The organism is Streptomyces sp. NPDC051133, assembly GCF_040682635.1.
Taxonomy (GTDB): domain Bacteria; phylum Actinomycetota; class Actinomycetes; order Streptomycetales; family Streptomycetaceae; genus Streptomyces.
Genome location: NZ_JBFBBK010000090.1, coordinates 1 through 16428 on the forward strand (window position 1 = coordinate 1; position 16428 = coordinate 16428).

The 16428-nt window shown below is 70.3% G+C and carries 15 protein-coding genes, 1 rRNA gene and 1 riboswitch; of the genes, 4 read left to right on the top strand and 12 right to left on the bottom strand.

Going from position 1 to position 16428, the window contains the following annotated elements; translation table 11 throughout:
• The 3 genes from modB to AB0N17_RS43280 form a co-directional block, all read left to right on the top strand.
• A partial coding sequence (gene modB / locus AB0N17_RS43270) for a molybdate ABC transporter permease subunit (RefSeq protein WP_366017194.1) occupies positions 1-805 on the top strand: 805 nt, incomplete at its 5' end.
• A gap of 53 nt (positions 806-858) precedes the next feature.
• Entirely contained in the window at positions 859-1944 is a 1086-nt protein-coding gene (locus AB0N17_RS43275; protein WP_366017195.1) for an ABC transporter ATP-binding protein, read from the top strand.
• 26 nt (positions 1945-1970) lie between these two features.
• Positions 1971-2390 carry a TOBE domain-containing protein gene (locus AB0N17_RS43280; protein WP_366017196.1) on the top strand — a complete coding sequence of 140 codons (420 nt, stop codon included), beginning with the start codon at positions 1971-1973 and terminating at the stop codon, positions 2388-2390.
• 56 nt (positions 2391-2446) lie between these two features.
• Here AB0N17_RS43280 and gcvP read toward each other — a convergent pair whose 3' ends face one another.
• Positions 2447-5332, bottom strand: coding sequence for an aminomethyl-transferring glycine dehydrogenase (gene gcvP, locus AB0N17_RS43285; protein ID WP_366017197.1), 2886 nt, complete (start codon positions 5330-5332; stop codon positions 2447-2449).
• A 168-nt stretch (positions 5333-5500) separates the two neighbouring features.
• A riboswitch (glycine riboswitch) is annotated at positions 5501-5595 on the bottom strand.
• 119 nt (positions 5596-5714) lie between these two features.
• Here gcvP and AB0N17_RS43290 point away from each other — a divergent pair.
• Positions 5715-6086 (top strand): PRC-barrel domain-containing protein, encoded by a 372-nt coding sequence (locus AB0N17_RS43290; RefSeq protein WP_366017198.1) that lies wholly within the window; start codon positions 5715-5717, stop codon positions 6084-6086.
• On the opposite strand, the gene AB0N17_RS43295 is transcribed toward AB0N17_RS43290, so the two are convergent.
• The 11 genes from AB0N17_RS43295 to rrf all read right to left on the bottom strand — a co-directional run.
• A complete protein-coding gene (locus tag AB0N17_RS43295) occupies positions 6008-7447 on the bottom strand; it encodes a DNA polymerase IV (RefSeq protein WP_366017199.1) in 1440 nt (479 codons plus the stop codon). The genes AB0N17_RS43290 and AB0N17_RS43295 overlap by 79 nt on opposite strands.
• Positions 7448-7511: 64 nt before the next feature.
• Complete coding sequence (locus tag AB0N17_RS43300) at positions 7512-8156, bottom strand: MerR family transcriptional regulator (RefSeq protein WP_366017200.1); 645 nt, start codon at positions 8154-8156, stop codon at positions 7512-7514.
• Positions 8157-8429: 273 nt separating this feature from the next.
• Complete coding sequence (locus AB0N17_RS43305; RefSeq protein ID WP_026253112.1) at positions 8430-8903, bottom strand: bifunctional nuclease family protein; 474 nt, start codon at positions 8901-8903, stop codon at positions 8430-8432.
• A gap of 85 nt (positions 8904-8988) precedes the next feature.
• Positions 8989-9723 carry a MerR family transcriptional regulator gene (locus AB0N17_RS43310; RefSeq protein WP_366017201.1) on the bottom strand — a complete coding sequence of 245 codons (735 nt, stop codon included), beginning with the start codon at positions 9721-9723 and terminating at the stop codon, positions 8989-8991.
• Between the two features lie 44 nt (positions 9724-9767).
• Positions 9768-10604 carry an FHA domain-containing protein gene (locus AB0N17_RS43315; protein ID WP_366017202.1) on the bottom strand — a complete coding sequence of 279 codons (837 nt, stop codon included), beginning with the start codon at positions 10602-10604 and terminating at the stop codon, positions 9768-9770.
• 190 nt (positions 10605-10794) lie between these two features.
• The gene (locus AB0N17_RS43320; RefSeq protein WP_366017203.1) at positions 10795-11631 is read right to left on the bottom strand and encodes a DUF881 domain-containing protein; all 837 of its coding nucleotides are present in this window, start codon (positions 11629-11631) and stop codon (positions 10795-10797) included.
• A gap of 5 nt (positions 11632-11636) precedes the next feature.
• A complete protein-coding gene (locus AB0N17_RS43325; protein ID WP_031174261.1) occupies positions 11637-11969 on the bottom strand; it encodes a small basic family protein in 333 nt (110 codons plus the stop codon).
• A complete protein-coding gene (locus AB0N17_RS43330; protein ID WP_366017204.1) occupies positions 11966-12817 on the bottom strand; it encodes a DUF881 domain-containing protein in 852 nt (283 codons plus the stop codon). Before AB0N17_RS43330 ends, AB0N17_RS43325 begins: the two co-directional genes overlap by 4 nt.
• Before the next feature lie 189 nt (positions 12818-13006).
• Positions 13007-15502, bottom strand: coding sequence for a mannose-1-phosphate guanyltransferase (locus AB0N17_RS43335; protein ID WP_366017205.1), 2496 nt, complete (start codon positions 15500-15502; stop codon positions 13007-13009).
• Between the two features lie 114 nt (positions 15503-15616).
• On the bottom strand, positions 15617-16225 hold the full coding sequence (locus tag AB0N17_RS43340; protein WP_366017206.1) for a CDP-alcohol phosphatidyltransferase family protein: 609 nt from the start codon (positions 16223-16225) through the stop codon (positions 15617-15619).
• Positions 16226-16333: 108 nt separating this feature from the next.
• Positions 16334-16428 (bottom strand): 5S ribosomal RNA (gene rrf / locus AB0N17_RS43345); the annotation flags it as partial.

A 16428-nucleotide genomic window follows, 5' to 3' on the forward strand; every position in this document is an offset into this window, starting at 1 on the left:
GCAGCGCGGGGCGCTCCGCCCCCGCCGTACCGACGCGCAGCAGCTTCATGGTCACCATCTCCCTCGATCGCGGGCGTCCGGCCGATGGGTGCAGCTCGCGCTGCTCGTGCGCGCGCCCTGGCGCAGCCTGCCGGCCCAGCTGACCAGCACCGAGGTGTGGCAGGCGCTCCAGCTGTCCCTGGTCACCGCCACCGCGGCGACGGCCGTGAGCCTGGTCCTCGGTGTGCCGCTGGCCTGGCTCCTGGCCCGCACCGAGTTCCCAGGCCGGGGGCTCGTCCGGGCCCTGGTGACCCTGCCCCTCGTGCTCCCCCCGGTGGTCGGGGGTGTGGCGCTGCTGCTCGCCCTGGGGCGCAACGGGATCATCGGCCAGTGGCTCGACGCCTGGTTCGGGATCACGCTGCCGTTCACCACCACCGGGGTCGTGGTCGCGGAGGCGTTCGTCGCGATGCCGTTCCTGGTCATCAGCGTCGAGGGCACCCTGCGCGCCGCCGACCCGCGCTACGAGGAGGCGGCCACCACGCTCGGCGCGTCCCGGTTCACCGCGTTCCGCCGGGTCACGCTCCCGCTCATCGCCCCCGGCATCGCCGCCGGCGCGGTCCTCGCCTGGGCGCGTGCGCTCGGCGAGTTCGGGGCCACGATCACGTTCGCCGGCAACTTCCCCGGCCGCACCCAGACCATGCCCCTCGCGGTCTACCTCGCCCTGCAGAACGACCCGGAGGCCGCCATCGCCCTCAGCCTGGTGCTGCTCGCGGTGTCGATCGCGGTCCTGGCGGCGCTGCGGGACCGCTGGCTGACAGGAGCGTGACGGTGCCCGGAGGATGGGGGAAGACCCCTGCGCCTGTGCCGACGGACGGACCCATGACCGACATCGATACCCCCAGGACCGAGCGCGTGGCGTCCGGCGAGCAGGGCCTGGACGCCCGTCTCGTCGTCCACCGGGGCTCCTTCCGGCTGGACGTGAGCCTGACCGTGGCCCCCGGCGACGTCGTCGCCCTCCTCGGTCCCAACGGTGCCGGCAAGACCACCGCGCTGCGCGCCCTCGCCGGCCTCGTCCCGCTCACCGACGGCCATCTGCGGCTCGACGGGACCGCGCTGGAGCGCACTCCCCCGGAGTCCCGCCCGGTCGGCGTGGTCTTCCAGGACTACCTGCTCTTCCCGCACCTGACCGCGCTGGACAACGTGGCCTTCGGGCCGCGCTGCCAGGGCACCTCCAAGGCCGAGGCCCGCGCCCAGGCCGCCGTGTGGCTGGACCGCATGGGCCTCGCCGGTCACGCGGCCGCCAAGCCCCGCCGCCTCTCCGGCGGCCAGGCCCAGCGCGTGGCCCTCGCCCGCGCCCTGGCCACCCGGCCCCGGCTGCTGCTCCTGGACGAGCCCTTGGCGGCCCTGGACGCCCGTACCCGGCTGGAGGTCCGGTCCCAGCTCCGCCGTCATCTGGCCGAGTTCGAGGCGGTCGCCGTCCTCGTCACACACGACCCGCTGGACGCGATGGTGCTCGCGGACCGGCTGGTGGTCGTCGAGCACGGCGAGGTCGTCCAGGAGGGCACGCCCGCCGACATCGCCCGGCACCCGCGCACCGACTACATCGCCCAGCTCGTCGGCCTCAACCTCTACCGGGGACAGGCGGACGGGCACACGGTACGACTCGACGCGGGGCCCTCGATCACCACCACGGAAGTGCTGGCCGGGCCGGTCTTCGTGGCGTTCCCGCCGGCCGCCGTCACCCTCTTCCGGGAGCGTCCCGGCGGCGCCAGCGCCCGCAACCTGTGGCGCTGCGAGGTGGCCGGCCTGGAGACCCACGGCGACCAGATCCGCGCCGATCTCACCGGCGAACTCCCGCTCGCCGCCGATCTCACCACCGTCGCCGCCGCGGAACTCGACCTGCATCCCGGTGCATCGGTCTGGGCGACAGTCAAAGCGACGCAGACCCACGCATACCCGGCGTGAAGGCGCCTGCGCACTACCGTCGGGCCATGACCCTGAGCATCCGCAACCAGTTCCCCGGCACCGTCACCGCGGTCCACCCCGGCGAGGCCATGGCCATCGTCAAGCTCCGCCTGGACGGCGGCCAGGACCTCACGGCCGCCATCACGAAGGAATCCGCCGAGGACCTCGCGCTCGCCCCCGGCTCCCCCGTCCGCGCCCTGGTCAAGTCGACCGAGGTGTCCCTCGCCACCACCCGGGTCGAGGGCCTGTCCATCCGCAACCAGCTCCCCGGCGCGATCACCGGCCTGACCACCGGTGCCGCCATGGCCTCCGTGAAGATCTCCGTCCCCGGGGGCGAACTGACCGCGGCTATCACCAAGGACGCCGCCACCGACCTCGGACTCTTCGTGGGCTCCGACGTGGTCGCCCTCGTCAAGGCGACCGAGGTGTCCCTGGCGACGGACTGAAGACGCGGCAGGGCCCCGCCCGGAGACCGGACGGGGCCCTGCACGGCACTGCTCGCTCAGTCCTCGTACGCGTCCAGCGGCGGGCAGGAGCACACCAGGTTGCGGTCGCCGAACGCCTGGTCGATGCGGCGCACCGGCGGCCAGTACTTGTCGGCGGCCGAGACACCGGCCGGGAAGACGGCCTCCTCGCGGCTGTAGGCGTGCGCCCATTCACCGCCCAGCGCGGCGGCGGTGTGCGGGGCGTTGCCCAGCGGGTTGTCCTGCGCCGGCCACTCACCGGCGCCGACCTTCTCGATCTCCGCACGGATGGCGATCATCGCGTCGCAGAACCGGTCCAGCTCGGTGATGTCCTCCGACTCGGTCGGCTCGATCATCAGCGTGCCGGCCACCGGGAAGGACATGGTCGGCGCGTGGAAGCCGTAGTCGATCAGGCGCTTGGCCACGTCGTCCACGCTCACGCCGGTCTCCTTGGTCAGCGGGCGCAGGTCGATGATGCACTCGTGCGCGACCAGGTTGCCGGGGCCGGTGTAGAGCACCGGGTAGTGCGGCTCCAGGCGCTTGGCGATGTAGTTCGCGGAGAGCACCGCGACCTGGGTGGCGCGCTTGAGGCCCTCACCGCCCATCAGACGGACGTACGCCCACGAGATCGGCAGGATGCCCGCGGAGCCCCACGGGGCCGCCGAGATCGGGCCGACGCCGGTCTCCGGGCCCGCGGCCGGCTGGAGCGGGTGGTTCGGCAGGTACGGCGCCAGGTGCGAGCGCACCGCGACCGGGCCGACGCCGGGGCCGCCGCCGCCGTGCGGGATGCAGAACGTCTTGTGCAGGTTCAGGTGCGAGACGTCACCGCCGAAGTGGCCGGGCTTGGCCAGGCCGACCAGGGCGTTGAGGTTGGCGCCGTCGACGTACACCTGGCCGCCGGCCTCGTGCACCCGGGCGCAGATGTCGGCGACGTGCTCCTCGAAGACGCCGTGCGTCGACGGGTAGGTGATCATCAGCACGGCGAGCTCGTCGCGGTGCTTCTCGATCTTGGCGCGCAGGTCCTCGACGTCGATCTCGCCGTCCTCGGCGGTCTTGACGACCACGACCTTCATGCCGGCCATCACGGCGCTGGCCGCGTTGGTGCCGTGCGCGGAGGACGGGATCAGGCAGACGGTGCGCTGCTCGTCGCCGTTGGCGCGGTGGTAGCCGCGTACGGCGAGCAGGCCCGCCAGCTCGCCCTGGGAACCGGCGTTCGGCTGCAGGGAGACCTTGTCGTAGCCGGTGACCTCGGCGAGACGTTCCTCCAGCTCACGGATGAGCGTGAGGTAGCCCTCGGCCTGCTCGGCCGGCGCGAAGGGGTGCAGCTGGCCGAACTCGGGCCAGGTGACCGGCTCCATCTCGGTGGTCGCGTTGAGCTTCATGGTGCAGGAGCCCAGCGGGATCATGCCGCGGTCGAGCGCGTAGTCGCGGTCGGACAGCTTGCGCAGGTAACGCAGCATCGCGGTCTCGGAGCGGTGCTGCTGGAAGACCGGGTGGGTGAGGTAGACGTCGGTGCGCAGCTGCGCCTCGGGCAGGGTGTCCTCGGCGGTCGCGTCCAGCGCCTCGATGTCGGCGGCGACGCCGAAGGCGGAGAAGACGGCGTCCAGCAGGGCGCGGTTGGTGGTCTCGTCGCAGGCGAGGGAGACGTGGTCGGAGTCGACCAGCCGCAGGTTGGCACCGTTCTCCCGGGCGGCGGCGACGACCTCGGCGGCCTTGCCGGGCACGCGCGCGGTGAGGGTGTCGAAGAAGGCGCCGTGGACGATCTCGACGCCGCCGGCCTTCAGGCCCTCGGCGAGGATCGTCGCGTAACGGTGGGTGCGGCGGGCGATGGTCCGCAGCCCCTCGGGCCCGTGGTAGACCGCGTACATCCCGGCCATGACCGCGAGCAGCACCTGCGCGGTGCAGATGTTGCTGGTGGCCTTCTCGCGGCGGATGTGCTGCTCACGGGTCTGCAGGGCGAGCCGGTAGGCCTTGTTGCCGTCGGCGTCGACGGACACGCCGACGAGCCGGCCGGGCAGGCTGCGCGCGAACTTCTCGTGCACGGCCATGTAGCCGGCGTGCGGACCGCCGAAGCCCATCGGCACACCGAAGCGCTGGGTGGTGCCCACGGCGATGTCCGCGCCCAGCTCGCCCGGCGAGGTCAGCAGGGTCAGCGCCAGCAGGTCGGCGGCGACGGTGACCAGGGCGCCCAGCTCGTGCGCCTGGTCGATGACCGGCTTGATGTCGCGTACGGCACCGGAGGCGCCCGGGTACTGGATCAGCACGCCGTTGATCTCGCGCCCGGCGAGCTCGGCCGGGATGCCCTCGCCGAGGTCGGCGACGACGACCTCGACACCGGTCGGCTCGGCCCGCGTCTGGATGACCGCGATGGTCTGCGGCAGCGCGTCCGCGTCGATCAGGAACAGGCCCTTCTTGTTCTTGCCCATGCGCCGGGACAGCGCCATCGCCTCGGCGGCGGCCGTGCCCTCGTCGAGGAGGGAGGCGCCCGAGGTGGGCAGGCCGGTGAGCTCGGCGACCATGGTCTGGAAGTTCAGCAGGGCCTCGAGCCGCCCCTGGGAGATCTCTGGCTGGTACGGCGTGTAGGCCGTGTACCAGGCCGGATTCTCCATGACGTTGCGCAGGATGACCGGCGGGGTGAACGTGCCGTAGTAGCCGAGGCCGATCATGGAGCCGAGGACCTGGTTGCGGTCGGCGAGCGAGCGCAGCTCGGCGAGCACCTCGGCCTCGGTGCGGGCGCCAGGCAGGTCGAGGGCGTCGGCGTTCTTGATCACATCCGGGACCGCGGCGGCGGTCAGCTCGTCGAGCGAGCCGTAGCCGACGTGCGCGAGCATCTTGGCCCGCGCCTCATGGTCGGGGCCGATGTGGCGCTGCTCGAAGGGAATGCCCGCTTCGAGCTCCGAGAGCGGCATGCGGTGGGCGGTCATTGCGGAGGCCTCCTGGTCTGACGCGACCTTCGAGGGGCACCACGGCGCGGGTACCCCGACGGCCTCCCCCTCTGTCATCTCAACCTGAGAGCTTCACCGGGCATGTCCCGGCTTTCACCGTCGGTGAGAGCGGAAGCCGTCGACGCCCGCCCTGCTTTCCAGAGTGACCTCGTCCGTGCGGTACGTGAGCCTGAGAGATTCCGGGGAGGATTTGCTCCTTCGGCGCCTCCGAGGTGGTCGGAGGACTCTCCCGCACGGGGTCAGCAGCCGCTGTCAGCCTACCAGCGAGGTCAACGCCCCGGCCCTCGAGTGGCCGCCTCCTTGAATGTGCTCTTTTGTAGTGCTTACGGATGAGTTGCGACCACGTGGAGGGAGAGGGACCGTGCAGACCGACATCGATCCGCGCAACCTGATCGGCCGCAAGGCGTTCGACCGCAATGGCACCAAGATCGGCACCATCGACGAGGTGTACCTGGACGACGCGACCGGCGTACCCGAGTGGGCCGCCATACGCACCGGCCTGTTCTCCCGCGACGCCTTCGTCCCCCTGGAGCCCAGCGAGCTGATCGACGGCGCCCTCCAGGTCCCCTTCGAACGCGCCCTGATCAAGGACGCCCCCGACTTCGGCGTGGGCCGCCACCTCTCCCCCGAGCAGGAACTCCAGCTCTACCACCACTACGGCCTCGACGTGGCTCCACCGCCCTCGGTCCCGGACCACGACTTCGGCAAGCTGGCGGGGTCGGAGGAGACCTGAGCGCAGCCGTCCTCCGGGGCCCGGGGCGACACCAGCGGCAGCGGGTCGGCCGACCGCAGCGCGGGATCCTCCACGGAGAACGTCCGCACTCTCCCCGGAGCCGACTGGGGCGTCTCGAACCGCACGGTGACCCTCCCCAGCCCGCTCCCCTGCACCCACCCGGGCCCGTACTCGGCGTGCCACACGTCCTGCCCGGCGCGCCAGTGCCGTCCGACGGGCTCCGGCTGCTCCGCCACCGCCTCGGCCGCGCCCTTCTCCGGCTCCTCCGCCACAGGCGCCGGCACGGCCTGCGCGAACTGCGCGAACAGGTCCTCCTGGGTGTAGTCGGCGAGCCCGGAGACACCCACCCCGAGCAGCCGTACGCCGCCCGTGGTGTCCACGGAGTCCAGCAGCCGCGCCGCCGCCTCGCGGACGACCGCCGGATCGTCCGTGGGGCCTCTGAGCGTCTCGGAGCGGGTCAGGGTCGAGAAGTCGTACCGCCGCACCTTCAGCACGATGGTGCGCCCGGACAGCCCGGCCTCGCGCAGCCGGCCCACGCACCGGTCGGCGAGCCGCTGCACCTCCAGGCCGATGCGCAGCCGGTCGTGGATGTCCACGTCGTAGGTGTCCTCGACCGACACCGACTTGGCCTCGCGCTCGGCCACCACGGGCCGGTCGTCCCGGGCCAGGGCCATGGCGTACAGCGCCTGTCCGTGCGCCTTGCCGAGCAGCCGGACGAGCTCGTCCTGCCCCGCCTCGGCCAGCTCCTCGACCGTGGTGATCCCGGCTCTGCGCAGATGGTCGCCGGTGGCCGGCCCGACCCCCGGCAGGGTCCGCACCGTCATCGGCGCCAGCAGCGCACGCTCCGTGCCCGGCTCGATGAGCACCAGACCGTCCGGCTTGGCCTCCTCGGAGGCGATCTTCGCGAGCATCTTGGAGGCGGCGAGCCCCACCGACCCCGTGAGCCCCGTGACCTCCCGGATGTCGGCGCGCAGCTTCACCCCGGTCAGCCGCGCAGACTCCTCGTCCCAGGCCGCTCCCCCGGCCTCCAGATCGACGAACGCCTCGTCCAGACTCAGCGGCTCCACCAGCGGCGACAGCTCCCGCAGCAACGCCATCACCTGCTCGCTGACCGACCGGTACAGGGAGAACCGCGGCACGAGGTACGCGGCGTTCGGCGCGAGCCGGCGCGCCTGCGCCATCGGCATCGCCGAATGCACCCCGAACACCCGGGCCTCGTACGAGGCCGTGGCCACCACACCGCGCGGCCCGAGCCCGCCCACGACGACCGCCTTCCCCCGCAGGCTCGGCTTGGATGCCTGCTCCACCGAGGCGTAGAAGGCATCCATGTCGAGATGCAGGATCGTGGGCGCGTTTCTCACATCTCCGATGCTGCACCACGGCACTGACAATGCGACGGCGGCGGGCGCCCCGGGAGTACGGCGGTCAGACCGCCCGGTTGCGGCGGCGCGCCAGCTCGTCCGCGGGATTGTGACCGACGAGGGTCTCGCCCGTGTCGATGCGCTCGCCGTGCAGCTGGGAGAGCGCGTTCTCCACGTCCCGCCACACCACGCCCACGGCGATCCCGAAGATGCCCTGACCGCCCTGGAGCAGGGCGTGCACCTCGTCCGGCGAGGTGCACTCGTAGACGGTGGCGCCGTCGCTCATCAGGGTCATCCGCTCCAGGTCGCGGAAGCCACGCTCTCTCAGGTGCTGAACGGCGGTCCGGATGTTCTGCAGCGAGACACCGGTGTCCAGGAAGCGCTTGACGATCTTCAGGACGACGACGTCCCGGAAGCTGTACAGACGCTGTGTGCCGGACCCGTAGGCGGGCCGCACACTGGGCTCGACCAGGCCGGTGCGGGCCCAGTAGTCGAGCTGTCGGTACGTGATGCCGGCCGCCGCGCAGGCCGTGGGCCCGCGATAGCCGATCTCCTCGGACACCATGGACGTCGCCCCTCCGCCGTTCGGCACCGCCGTCGGCCGCTGCGGAGCGTGGTCGACCGCGTTGCTGTGAACCTGGTACGGACCGCTCTCCCCGAAACCGCCCACGGGAGCACCCCCAGCCGTACCGTCGCCGCTGGTTCTCACGCCGACCTCCGTCCTTGACCTGCCTTCTCGACGGTAGGCAGTCACCAGGGGTGCGTCAACGATCGCCACACTCGGCACGCCGAGTGATAATCACCCTAGGAGTGGTTTCCCGTGTCCCACCGCGGGGAAAGGCTAGCCGAATGCACTGGCGGAGGGCGGTAGGACGCTCTCACTGGCCGCCGGCACATGCCGCGCCCGAAGGCCGTACGAGCCGCCGCACGGAAGCCGTGGGCCGGCCCTGCGGCCGGCCACCGTCGCACCGGGCGCCGGTGCTCACTGGCTGCTGGTGCCGAAGTCCTCGGGCGAGATCTGGTCGAGGAACTCACGGAACTTCTCGACCTCGTCCTCCTGCTCGTCCGGAATGGCGATGCCCGCGTCGTCCAGCACCGTGTCACTGCCGTAGATCGGCGTGCCGGTGCGCAGGGCCAGCGCTATGGCATCGGAGGGACGGGCGCTGACCTCGACGCCGCTGGCGAAGACCAGCTCCGCGTAGAAGACACCTTCCCGCAGGTCGGTGATGCGTACTTCGGTCAGCTCCTGGCCGACGGCCTCCAGCACGTCCTTGAACAGGTCGTGGGTCAGCGGCCTCGCAGGGGCCATGCCCTGCTGGGCGAAGGCGATCGCCGTCGCCTCCCCCGGCCCGATCCAGATGGGGAGGTAACGGTCGCCCCCCACTTCGCGCAGGAGCACGATCGGTTGGTTGGAGGGCATTTCGACCCGGACACCTACGACATCGAGCTCGTTCACACAGCAACCCTAGGCCGTGCCCGGGACGTTTGGGTAGTCGGGCCGGGAACAGGTGCCCGATCCGGCCGCCGCGGCACCCGCCGTTTCAGGGCAGGCTGACCCCGAGAGCGGTCTTCACCAGGGCCGCGTGCAGCTTGACGGTGAGGGCCGCCAGCTCCTTCGTACGGGCCTCGGCATGGGCCCTGGTCTGCGGATTGCGGTGGCGCTTGAGCGGGGCCACCACCTGGTCCACCAGCCCGGCCTCCCGGTCGGCGGCGGCCTTCATCACCCGAAGGTGGCGCGGCTCGATCCCGAACCGGCCCAGCTCGGCGACGAGCGCGACCACGGTGACGGCCTCGGCCTCATAGGCACCGTCCTCCAAAGGAGCGATGAGCCCGTAGGACTCCCACTCCTTCAGCTCACCGTCGTCGATGTCCGCGGCGGCCAGCAGCTCGGCCCGGCCGACCCGGGCCACCGTGGGGCCCGGCGGCTGCGGCACGTCGTCCCCGGTGCGCTGGCGCCCGACGAGGGGCAGCTGGACGGCCTCGCCCCGCTCCATGGCGTCCAGGTGCTCGCGGATCACCTTGAGCGGCAGATAGTGGTCCCGCTGCATTCTCAGGACGTGCGCCAGCCGTGCGACATCGGCGGCGCTGAACTTGCGGTAGCCCGACGGGGTCCGCTGCGGCTCGATGAGCCCCTCCGACTCCAGGAAGCGGATCTTGGAGATGGTGACTTCGGGGAACTCGTCGCGCAGCGCGTTCAGCACCGTGCCGATGCTCATCAGCCCACTGTCCCTGGCGGCGGTACCGCTTCCGGCACCGCCGCTCGGTGTTTGAAGCATGGACCTTCCCTGGGGGTCCCCCCGGACAACGGCCCGGGGGCGGGTCAGATGCCCTGCCGGCTCGCGTAGAACACCAGCCGGTACTTGCCGATCTGCACCTCGTCACCGTTCGACAGAGCGACCTGGTCGATCCGCTCGCGGTTGACGTACGTGCCGTTCAGGCTGCCCACGTCGGCCACGGTGAACGAGCCGTCCGGGGAGCGGCGGAACTCCACGTGCCGGCGCGAGACCGTGACGTCGTCCAGGAAGATGTCGCTCTGCGGGTGACGGCCGGCCGTGGTCAGGTCGCTGTCCAGGAGGAAGCGGCTGCCCGAGTTCGGCCCCCGGCGCACCACCAGCAGCGCCGAGCCCAGCGGCAGCGCGTCCACCGCGGCCTGCGCCTCGGGAGAGAGCGCCGGCATCGCCGTCTGACCGGTCACCTCCGCGTCGTACGCCTCGATGCCGGAGATCGAGATCGTGGACGTCGTCTCCGAGGCACGCTCCGGCGCCACTCCGGGGCGCAGCGGCGCGCCGCAGTTGGAGCAGAAGCGGGCGTTCTCCGCGTTGCGGTTACCGCACCTCGTACACACCAGGGCCGACATGGACGGATCCTCCTGCCGCGGCTGCCCCGCCGGGGCATTGGACGCGTACGGGCCGGAGGCAAACCCTCCACCCGTACCTGAGGTTGACGGTTGCCCGAAACCTATGCCGCCGGACTGGGCAGGGTCAACCGACGCCCCGCCCTGGCCTCCCGAAATGTCACCGCCCGGACCAGCGACCTGGTCACGGAACAGCGGGCGCTGGCCCTCCGCGTCAGGCTGGGCGCGATGGCGAGCCGTCGCGTTGTCGCTGCCCCTGCCCTCTCGCGCGCTCTTGCCGAACAACTTCGCAAACAACTTCACGGGCGATTCCCCTTGACCGAAACAGACCCGCCCGTGGGGCAGGACGAACCCTGATTGCCTACACCGGCCGAGCCGGACATTCTCACAACGTCCGTAACCACCAGACAGTTTCCACCACGCACCACCCCTTCGGTGCGCCGACCCCCCGCAACCTCATGCCCCTGCCGGACGTACCCCATGCACCACCGGTTCACTGGGAGGACGACCGAGCGTAGTCAGGCCGCTTCGCCTGTCGCAAGGCATCCACGACGATCTTGTCCGACCGCTCCACGGTCGCGGTGGCCTGCTCCTTCTCCAGGGTCTGCACCACGCCTCCGGGAATGTTCAGCGCCGGCTCGAGGTCCTGCGGCTTGCCGATGACCTTGAAACGATAGGGCGCGTTGATCTTGTTCCCGTCGACGCTCACACTCTTGCCCGAGTCCGTGAAGTAGGTGTTCGCCACCACCCTCACTCCGTTGACCTGGATCGCCTCCGCGCCGGCCGCGCGCAACTCCTGGATCGCGTCGAGCAGCATGTCCGCCTGGACCGTCCCCTTCGTGTCCTCGATCGTCATCGTGATGCCGGGACCCTGGGCCGCCACGGTGCCCGCCAGAATGCCGAGTTGCTTCTCCTTCTCGGCGGTCTGCTTGCGTGCCTCAGCGGCCTGGTCGGAGCTGCTCTGCAGCTCCTGACGCTGCTTTTCGAGTCCCTGCTTCTCGTCCTCAAGACGCTGAGTACGCGAATCCAGTTCATCGAGGATACGAACAAGATCTTCCTGACGTGCGCCGCGCAGCGCGCTGTCGGTGTCGCTGTTCGACGCCACCTGCACGGCCAGCCCGAAGCCGAGGCCGAACAACAGTACGGCCACGATGAGTTGGGCGCGGGTGAAACGCGGCGGCCACAGCCCCTTGACCAGCCGCTGCCGGCCGGTCAGCGGTGCCTCGGGCCGCTCCTCGGACTCCTGCTCGGCCTGCGGGGCGGGAGCGGGGACCTCGTCGGGCAGTTCCTTGCGCAGCCTGTTCTCCGGCCGCTCTTCCTGATCGCTCATGAGTGTCACGCCCGGAACACGTGCCGCCGGATCGCCGCGGCGTTGGAGAAGATCCGGATGCCCAGGACCACCACGACACCCGTGGAGAGCTGCGCACCGACACCCAACTTGTCGCCCAGGAACACGATCAGGGCGGCGACGACCACGTTGGACAGGAACGACACCACGAAGACCTTGTCGTCGAAGATGCCGTCGAGCATGGCCCGTACGCCGCCGAAGACGGCGTCCAGCGCCGCGACGACGGCGATCGGAAGGTAAGGCTCGACGACCGCCGGAACCTCGGGCCGGACCAACAGGCCGGCCACGACTCCTACGACGAGGCCCAGTACGGCGATCACGATGTGCCCTTCTCACTCTTCTCTGCGGACGGCTGTGCTGTGCGTACGATCACACTGGGTGCGGCGGGCAGCTTGACGTCACCCTCCGTGGAGATGGTGGCGCGGATGCCGTAGTTCTGCTCCAGGGCGTGCAGATACAGGCCGTCGGCGCCGTTCTGGAACCTGGTGCTCAACCGTTCCCCGTCACCCACCGCCAGCACCGTGTACGGCGGCACCAGCGGCCTGTTGTCGACCAGTATCGCGTCCCCCGCGGCCCTGATCGCGGACAGGGCGGTCAGCCGCTGCCCGTTGACGGAGACGGCCTCGGCCCCGGACGCCCACAGCCCGTTGACCACACGCTGCATGTCACGGTCGCGCACCCGGCCGGTGTCGGAGAAGCCCGAGGTCTCCCGCGGATTGGTTCCGTCACCGCCGGTGCTGGCCTCCTTGGCGTCGTCCACCACCAGCTTGACGCCGGGCCCGTGCACCGCGGTGGCACCCGACAGGACGCCCACCAGGTCGGCCTCGGCGCTGCCGCCGCTCGACCTCAGCGCCGCCCGCTGGCGCGCACTGACGTCGTCACGCAGCTTGTCGACGGTGCCTTCCAGCCTGTCGGCGTCGGCGGTCTCCTTGTCGATGCGGCCCACGAGCTCCTGGCGCTCCTTCGCCACCACGGGCGCCGCCACCCGCGCCTGTGCCGCGCCGACCGTCACGACCAGCGCGGCGAGGACGAGACCGGCCGCGAGACCCAGCTTGGCCCGGAGGGTCTTCGGCAGGCCACCGCCCTCCCCCTGGGCCTTTCTGCGGGCGGCAGCCTCGGCGTACCCGTCGTCGAGGCTGTGGTCCATGACGTTGGTGATCAACGACATGGAGGCGTCCGGACGCTGCGGCCGCGGGGGGCTGCTCCGAACGGGGGGTTGCTGCGGCATGCCGCACATCGTCGCATGTCGCGACCCGTTACTCCGAACGGCCCCACCGGCGTGCCGGACAGGCCCCCTTGGGGACACTTGTCCGGCACGCACGCGTGCAGCCGCTTTTACCGTCCTGTGGTGTCGGTGTTACCGTCCGGCGCTGTCCACGACGCCCGACCACTCGTCCAGCAGGGCCTGCGCGGACGCGTCGTCGGGTCCCTCGGCCCACAGGTGTGTGACCGCCTCGGCCGGGTCGGGCAGCACCATCACCCAGCGCCCGTCGGTCTCCACGACCCGCACACCGTCGGTCGTGTCGACGGAGCGGTCCCCGGCCGCCTCCACGACCCGCCGCATCACCAGGCCCTTGACGGCCCACGGCGTCGCCAGGTCCCGCTTGAGCACGTGCGCCCGCGGGATCCGCGCGTCGATCTGGCTCAGCGTGAGCTGCGTCCGCGCCACCAGCCCGATCAGCCGTACGAAGGCCGCTGTGCCGTCGTAGACACCACTGAACTCGGGGACGATGAAGCCGCCCTTGCCGTCACCGCCGAAGATGGTGCCCTCCTCACGGCCCACGCGCGTGAGGTCGTCCGGCGAGGTGGTGGTCCACTCGACCTGGGTGCCGTGATAGGCGGCCACCTGCTCGGCGATCCGGGTCGTGGTCACCGGCAGCGCCACCCGCCCACTGCGCCGCTCCGCGGCCACCAGGTCCAGCATCACCAGCAGCGCCCGGTCGTCCTCGATGATCCGGCCCTTCTCGTCCACGAGCGAGAGCCGCTCGCCGACCGGGTCGAAACGGACACCGAACGCGGCACCCGAGGACGCCACTATCTCCCCGAGCCGCACCAGCCCCTTGCGCCGCATCTCGCCGGTCTCCGTCGGCCTGGACTCGTCGAGACCGGGATTGATGGTCAGCGAGTCCACCCCGAGCTTGCCGAGCAGGCTGGGCAGGACGAGACCGGCGCTGCCGTTGGAAGCGTCCACGACGACCTTGAGACCGGATTCCGCGATCCCGGTCGTGTCGACGTTCCGCAGCAGCGACCCGGTGTACGAGTCGAAGACGCTCGCCGGGAAGTACAGGTCACCGATCTCCCCCGGGAACGCGCGCCGGTACTCCTGCCGCGCGAACACCCGGTCCAGCTTTCGCTGGCTGCCCTGCGAGAGGTCGGCGCCCTGACCGTCGAAGAACATGATGTCGACCGAGTCCGGCACGCCGGGCGAGGTCCGGATCATGATGCCGCCGGCACTGCCGCGCGCGGTCTGCTGCCGGGCCACGGGCAGCGGCACGTTCTCCAGGTCGCGTACGTCGATGGCGCTGGCCTGGAGCGCGGAGATGACCGCCCGCTTGAGCGCACGGGCACCTCGGGAGTGGTCGCGGGCCGTGGTGACCGTCGAGCCCTTCTTCAGGGTCGTCGCGTAGGCGCCGGCGAGCCGCACCGCCAGCTCGGGCGTGATCTCCACGTTCAGGATGCCGGTCACACCCCGGGCGCCGAACAGGTGCGCCTGCCCCCGGGACTCCCAGATGACCGAGGTGTTGACGAAGGCGCCGGCCTCGATGGTCTTGAACGGGTAGACGCGGACGTTGCCCTGCACGATCGATTCTTCGCCGATCAGGCACTCGTCGCCGATGACCGCCCCGTCCTCGATCCGGGCGGCGCGCATGATGTCCGTGTTCTTGCCGACGACACAGCCGCGCAGATTGCTGTGCTGCCCGACGTACACGTTGTCGTGCACGACGGCCTTGTGCAGGAAGGCCCCGCTCTTGACGACGACGTTCGAGCCGACGACGGTGTGCTCGCGGATCTCCGCGCCCGCCTCGACCTTCGCGTAGTCGCCGATGTAGAGCGGACCGCGCAGAACGGCGTCGGGGTGCACCTCGGCACCTTCCGCCACCCACACGCCCGGGGAGATCTCGAAACCGTCGATGTCGACGTTGACCTTGCCTTCGAGCACGTCCGCCTGGGCCTTCACATAGCTCTCGTGCGTGCCGACGTCCTCCCAGTAGCCCTCGGCGACGTAGCCATAGATGTGCTTGCCTTCCTTCATCAGCTGGGGGAAGACATCGCCGGACCAGTCGACGGGAACATCGGGCTCGACGTAGTCGAAGACCTCGGGCTCCATGACGTAGATGCCCGTGTTGACCGTGTCGGAGAAGACCTGGCCCCAGGTCGGCTTCTCCAGGAAGCGCTCGACCTTGCCTTCGTCGTCGACGATGGTGATGCCGAACTCCAGCGGGTTGGGCACCCGGGTCAGGCAGACCGTGACCAGCGCGCCCTTCTCCTTGTGGAAATTGATCAGATCCGTGAGATCGAAGTCGGTCAGGGCGTCACCGGAGATGACGAGGAAGGCATCGTCCTTCAACGCCTCTTCGGCGTTCTTGACGCTTCCGGCGGTACCGAGTGGCTTCTCCTCATTGGCATACGTGAGCTCCATTCCGAGCTCTTCGCCGTCGCCGAAGTAGTTCTTCACGAGCGATGCCAGGAACTGCACGGTGACAACGGTCTCGTTGAGCCCGTGCCTTTTGAGCAGCCGCAGCACATGCTCCATGATCGGGCGGTTGGCCACGGGCAGGAGCGGCTTGGGCATGCTTGAGGTCATGGGGCGCAGGCGAGTGCCTTCGCCCCCGGCCATCACGACGGCCTTCATGTCGGAAGCGTCCTCCTCCAAGAGACGACGGTCTAGCCGACTTCACCCGTCCAGATTGTCCCGCACTTTTCCACCGCGGGCCATCGAGGCGTTACGTCGGGACAATCGCCGAGCTCAGTCGGCCGTGGCGTCCGCGCGCACCAAACGGCGGACCTGTACCACGTAGAGCACTCCTGCCCACCAATAGAGGGTTGTACCCCATCCAGCGAACGCCCATCCGAAAACAGCGGCGAGTGACGCGATCCAGCCCGTGCCGTCGCTGAGGAGCAGGAGCGGGAAGGCATACATGAGGTTGAAGGTGGCCGCCTTGCCGAGGAAGTTCACCTGGGGCGGCGGATAGCCGTGCCGGCGGAGGATGCCCACCATCACCAGCAGCATCAGCTCACGGGCGAGCAGAAGGGCGGTCAGCCAGACCGGAAGGATCTCACGCCAGGTGAGACCCACCAGTGTCGAAAGGACGTAGAGCCGGTCGGCGGCGGGGTCGAGAAGCCGGCCCAGGTTGCTGATCTGATTCCAGCGCCGGGCGAGCTTGCCGTCGAGATAGTCGCTGACCCCGCTGAAGGCCAGCACCAGGAGGGCCCAGCCGTCGCTCTTGGGGCCCCCGAACTCCGGCCTGAGGATCAGCCACAGGAAGAGCGGTACGCCGACGAGCCGCGCCATGCTGAGGATGTTGGGGATGGTGAGGACCCGGTCCGTCTGGACACGGGTCTCCTGGACCTCCACCCGGGGGCCTCCTGTGGGAAACGAGCCAACGATGCTCCCCGACCCTACCTCAACGCAAAAAAGCTCCGGCTCCTGGGCGTATGCCCAAGAGCCGGAGCTGTAAAAGGAGTTCGGCGGCGTCCTACTCTCCCACAGGGTCCCCCCTGCAGTACCATCGGCGCTGTGAGGCTTAGCTTCCGGGTTCGGAATGTAACCGGGCGTTT

What these genes read in the sequence shown, in the direction of transcription:
- AB0N17_RS43275 (WP_366017195.1), top strand. Translation starts at nt 859, where the DNA reads ATGACCGACATCGATACCCCCAGGACCGAGCGCGTGGCGTCCGGCGAG.
- AB0N17_RS43280 (WP_366017196.1), top strand. Translation starts at nt 1,971, where the DNA reads ATGACCCTGAGCATCCGCAACCAGTTCCCCGGCACCGTCACCGCGGTC.
- gcvP (WP_366017197.1), bottom strand. Translation starts at nt 5,332, where the DNA reads ATGACCGCCCACCGCATGCCGCTCTCGGAGCTCGAAGCGGGCATTCCC.
- AB0N17_RS43310 (WP_366017201.1), bottom strand. Translation starts at nt 9,723, where the DNA reads ATGCTTCAAACACCGAGCGGCGGTGCCGGAAGCGGTACCGCCGCCAGG.
- AB0N17_RS43320 (WP_366017203.1), bottom strand. Translation starts at nt 11,631, where the DNA reads ATGAGCGATCAGGAAGAGCGGCCGGAGAACAGGCTGCGCAAGGAACTG.
- AB0N17_RS43330 (WP_366017204.1), bottom strand. Translation starts at nt 12,817, where the DNA reads ATGTCGTTGATCACCAACGTCATGGACCACAGCCTCGACGACGGGTAC.
- AB0N17_RS43335 (WP_366017205.1), bottom strand. Translation starts at nt 15,502, where the DNA reads ATGAAGGCCGTCGTGATGGCCGGGGGCGAAGGCACTCGCCTGCGCCCC.